Raw genomic sequence first — 4,464 nt, forward strand, 5'->3', positions numbered from 1 at the left:
GAGATTGATAATATTGCACTTCATTACTCAGCTTCTAATGATCAAAAATGGATTCCTAACCTTATTCCCGAAACAGCAACTACTTTAATGAAATTAATGAATAAAATTATATTTAAAGACGATGAACTTATAAAATACAGTATAGAAAGAATAGATAAGCTAAATAAAGAGGATATATTAGAAAATTATTTGGGATATTTAGTAAATAATGATACTAATAACATTAAAAATTTAAAGAAAGATAACCTTAAAATGGTAATGAGTAGTTTTTGGATTAATGCAATTTATAATAAGATTAAAAAATCTGAAAATAAAAATCAAATAATAAAAGAAATAAAAGAAATAGATATATTAAAAGAAATAAAAAGTAACTATCATGGTTTTGTAATAGCAGATTTGATAGAGGATAAAACTTTAAAGGAAAAGTATCGAAATGAATTTAAAAAAGAAAAGAATATGTTCCCTTCATTACCAAGTGATTTGACTTTAGATGAAAAGGATCACTTAAAATATGGTGATACGTTAGAGAGCATATTAAATGATGGATTAGATTTAAATGCGTTAATAGAAAAAATAAATGAAATAACTGAAAGCTCTTTTTCAAAAGGAATAGAAAAAATATACTTTAAATATAAGAGAGAAATTTTAAATAATATCAAGAAAATAAATCCACGATTTATAATGAATTTAGGTGAAAATTTAAATGTTGATGAGTCCTTTGAATTACTAAAAAAAATATCAGAAGAATCATTTGGAAACTATGAATCTATAAGATATTATGGTTTAGTTTCAAATATATTAAAAGAATATAGACAGGGTAAACAAGAAAAAAAAATAGAAGAGATGTTAGAAGAAACTTATAATTTATTAGAGTTCGTTATGGAAAATGAAAAAGATAGGGAAAAAGTTTCAGAAAGTGGCATGGAAATAGATTTATTAGATCAATTTATAGATATAATTTTTCAAACATTATATTATGAGAATAAAAGTATTGAAGAAAGAGCAAAATTATTTTGGAATAAAATAAATAAATGGAAAGAGTATTTTCCGAAGATAATAAATTTATTTTTAGGAGAAAATTTAGGAGTTTTAGAGTGGTTTTATTTAAATACTGAAAATAATACAATAAAAGAAAATTGGGGAATTATTATAAATAATAATAAAAAAGAATTTTATATAGGATTTTGCCATTTAAATAGAGTCTCTAAAGAACTATTGAAGTCATTGAATGAAAATAAGTTTTTTCTAGAATGGATAGATGAAAAATATAAATTTGAATCATTTGTGTATACTCAAATGACAAATTGGATTATTTTGTTGTTTAATGATGATATATTTAATAATGAGCAACTAAAAAAAATAATGAAAGATAAGAAGGTTAGGAACATTATGTTAGATAAATATCCTGATAAATTTGAAAGAATAGAGAAGCAAAAGGAAATTTGGGAATTATTGGCTAAATATCCAACAATTTATAAAGAAATTAGTTATAGAAAGGTAATAAAATTGTGTGAAAATAGCTACTTTGAAGTTAAAGACTTGGAAATTTATTTTCAAAGGTTAGTCAAAAAAGAAAATCATATTAATTTTAGTGCTTATGTTATGGGTTCAAATTTGATAGAAATATTAAGTAAAGATTATGGGAATAAAAATATAATTAAATTATTTACTATTATATATTTTATAAAAGAAAAATTAAACCCAACGACTAAGGAATTATTGTTTAAAATTATAGAAAGAGAAGATATAAAAAAGATGGAGTATAAAGCGTCAAATAAAGATATAAAAAATTATTTGAATGACTATTTAAAAGGTAATAAGTTATATTTGGAGAAAATTAGAACTGAGTTAAATAACGTATAGAAAAAAACTAAAAAAATGGGCACAGAGTTACACCGAGAGAAAAGAAAGGTACACAGAGTTATCTGATAATTAGTGGTTAATAATTAATAAATCAAAATAAAGCCTCTGTGATTCTCTTATTTTAAACTCCGTGAATCTCTGTGTCGAAAGGAAGATAATTATGATTATAGGATTAGGAACGGATATTGTAGAAATTTCTAGGATAAAAAAAGCTATTGAAAGAACTTCTACTTTTTTAGAAAAAGTATATACAAAAAAAGAAATAGAGTATATTTCACAGAAAAAAAATCCATATCCTAGTTATGCAGGAAGATTTGCAGCCAAAGAAGCTATCTCAAAAGCCTTTGGAACTGGTGTTAGGGAATTTGGACTACTAGACATTGAGATCTTAAATGATGATTTAGGAAAACCTGTAGTTTATCTATCAGGTAAATTGAGTAAAAAATACAGTGGAAAATTGAATTTGAGTATATCCCATTCTAAGGAATATGCAACTGCAACTGCTATTTTAGAAGAGAATAAGATAAAATTATAGGGGGATAAATTGAAAGTTATAATTATATATTTCACTTTAATAACATCTATATTTGCCATTAAATTAACAGATGGAAACTATTCGGTTGTAGAAAATGTTGTAAAGGGTAAAAAATGGAGAACCAAGGTAGAAATAAGAGTAAAAAATAATAAAATTGACTGGGTAGATATAGATATGGTGACTAAAGATGGGAAGTTAATTAGTCAGGATAAAAAAGATTTACAGATAGTTTTAAAAGATACCAGAGGAGTAAATCCATATGTGGAACTCCCAAAAGAGTATATGAAAAAATTAAAGAAAACTAAAAATTATAAGATGTCTAAGGTAGATACCATAGCAGGAGCCACATCTGTATCTAATAAATTTAATAAGATGATTATGTTTTTGATGAAAAAATCTGAAGAAGGAAAAATAGGCGAGTTTGAAGGGTGGTTTCATTGAGAACAAAAATAAATAGAAGGAAAGATATGAAGAAAATAATGGTATGCAAAGAAAAGGTGATTTTCAGTTGCCAGAGATCGATATTGTAGCTGGGGCAACAAGTTCAAGTAAAAGTTTTGGGAAAATGATGGAATTTTTAGTAGAGAAAGCAGAATCTGGAGAGGTTGGGGATCATAGGATGAAACTATAACTCTTTTTGTGGGTTATATTTTTTGAATCTACATTTTTTAAATGTGGAATTTGTCCTAGAGAAAAAGAGACAATTTCTGATGGAACTAGTGGAGCGTCAGATTAAAAAAAGGAGAGGGAAATATATGGAACTATACAAAGAAATAGAAAGAATTATAGAAAATTTAGAGGATAAAAATAATGAATTAGAAGTATTGGAGTTTATCCAAAAAAATCAGGGATATATATCTAAAGATATGATAAAATTTGTTGCAGAAAAGATGGATAAATTTGATTTTTCTGTTGAGAATACAATTAAATTTTACCCCCATTTAAAGGGTGAAGGAAAGCAAATAATAGAAGTGAAGGTATGCACCCATACAGCATGTGCAAATAATGGTAGTAGAAAGATACTGGAGGAAGCTAAGAATATATTAGGAGTAGAAACAGATGGAATCACTTCTGATGGAAAATATAAACTAATGACCCAAAGATGTTTTGGGCAGTGTGGAAAAGGGCCCAATGTGAAGATTGGTGACGAAATTTATAATAAGATGACTCCTAAAATTTTGGCTAATTTATTAAAAAAATAGAAAACCTAAAGGATTATAATAAACAGAAATTTATGAGTAGAGGTATTTAAAAAAAGTAAGGGCTTTTACTTCTCCTAAGTTAGGAGAAGATAGATGAGGTCTGATAAGAAGAAAAAAAGGAGACAGAAGATGACAATAAAAGACTTAAAGATAGATCAAGTTTTGGAAAATAAAGATATAGCAGAAACTTTTTTATGTTCTAATCAAGGTGGAGTGAGAAAAAGTAAGAAAACCAATACTATAGTTTTATTGGCTAAATTTAATAATTGTTCATACAAACATAGAAAAGATGGAGATATCCTATATTTTACCGGAATGGGTAAAAAAGGAGATCAGGAGATGAAAAGACAGAATAAATCTATCTTAAATGCCAATGAGGAGGGATTTACCCTTCATCTATTAGAGCTGTACGAAGATAAACAATATGTCTATAAGGGAGAAGTAGAATTGATCTCAAACCCTGTAATAGAAAGACAATTAGATGATAATAAAGAGGAGAGGGACGTCTTTATGTTCCCCCTAAAGGTAAAGTAAAATAAATTAAAGGACACTGATCACGGTGTCCTTTTTAATACCGACTTTGCTGTACTAAATAGGAGGGAAAAAATGAGAATATTTCACTTTGATGAACTGGGATCAACCAGTGATTATCTAAAAGATAAAAAAGATAAAAAACAATGGGATCTAGCTATAGCAGATATTCAGACTTCTGGACGGGGACGAAGGGGGAACCTTTGGGTATCTCCTATAGGAGCAGGATTATTTAGCTTTGCCTTAAAGGAAGATCCTAATTTGAGTATGGAAGAATATAGCAAACTCCCGCTAATCGTTGGAATAGCTTTATTGGATGGGTTAAAAAATATG

General features: G+C 27.1%; 6 protein-coding genes and 1 pseudogene. All 7 read left to right on the top strand.

Features of this window, described 5'->3' with window-relative positions; all coding sequences use genetic code 11:
- A partial coding sequence (locus WBG30_RS09615; protein ID WP_424504438.1) for a hypothetical protein occupies window positions 1–1,863 on the top strand: 1,863 nt, incomplete at its 5' end.
- A gap of 160 nt (window positions 1,864–2,023) precedes the next feature.
- Window positions 2,024–2,398: a holo-ACP synthase gene (gene acpS / locus WBG30_RS09620; RefSeq protein ID WP_424504439.1), complete on the top strand. Its 375-nt coding sequence runs from the start codon at window positions 2,024–2,026 to the stop codon at window positions 2,396–2,398.
- Window positions 2,399–2,407: 9 nt separating this feature from the next.
- Window positions 2,408–2,839, top strand: coding sequence for a hypothetical protein (locus WBG30_RS09625; RefSeq protein ID WP_424504440.1), 432 nt, complete (start codon window positions 2,408–2,410; stop codon window positions 2,837–2,839).
- A 43-nt stretch (window positions 2,840–2,882) separates the two neighbouring features.
- On the top strand, window positions 2,883–3,029 hold the full coding sequence (locus tag WBG30_RS09630; RefSeq protein ID WP_424504441.1) for a hypothetical protein: 147 nt from the start codon (window positions 2,883–2,885) through the stop codon (window positions 3,027–3,029).
- A gap of 124 nt (window positions 3,030–3,153) precedes the next feature.
- Window positions 3,154–3,600 (top strand): NAD(P)H-dependent oxidoreductase subunit E, encoded by a 447-nt coding sequence (locus tag WBG30_RS09635; protein ID WP_424504442.1) that lies wholly within the window; start codon window positions 3,154–3,156, stop codon window positions 3,598–3,600.
- 129 nt (window positions 3,601–3,729) lie between these two features.
- Window positions 3,730–4,134 carry a restriction endonuclease gene (locus WBG30_RS09640; RefSeq protein WP_424504443.1) on the top strand — a complete coding sequence of 135 codons (405 nt, stop codon included), beginning with the start codon at window positions 3,730–3,732 and terminating at the stop codon, window positions 4,132–4,134.
- A 72-nt stretch (window positions 4,135–4,206) separates the two neighbouring features.
- A pseudogene (locus tag WBG30_RS09645) lies at window positions 4,207–4,464 on the top strand (biotin--[acetyl-CoA-carboxylase] ligase); the annotation flags it as partial.

It is taken from the genome of Psychrilyobacter sp., assembly GCF_049671765.1.
Classification (GTDB): domain Bacteria; phylum Fusobacteriota; class Fusobacteriia; order Fusobacteriales; family Fusobacteriaceae; genus Psychrilyobacter.

Bases quoted from the DNA above. Each gene is read 5' to 3' on its own strand.
- WBG30_RS09635 (WP_424504442.1), top strand. From the start codon at position 3,154: ATGGAACTATACAAAGAAATAGAAAGAATTATAGAAAATTTAGAGGAT.
- WBG30_RS09640 (WP_424504443.1), top strand. From the start codon at position 3,730: ATGACAATAAAAGACTTAAAGATAGATCAAGTTTTGGAAAATAAAGAT.
- WBG30_RS09630 (WP_424504441.1), top strand. From the start codon at position 2,883: ATGCAAAGAAAAGGTGATTTTCAGTTGCCAGAGATCGATATTGTAGCT.
- acpS (WP_424504439.1), top strand. From the start codon at position 2,024: ATGATTATAGGATTAGGAACGGATATTGTAGAAATTTCTAGGATAAAA.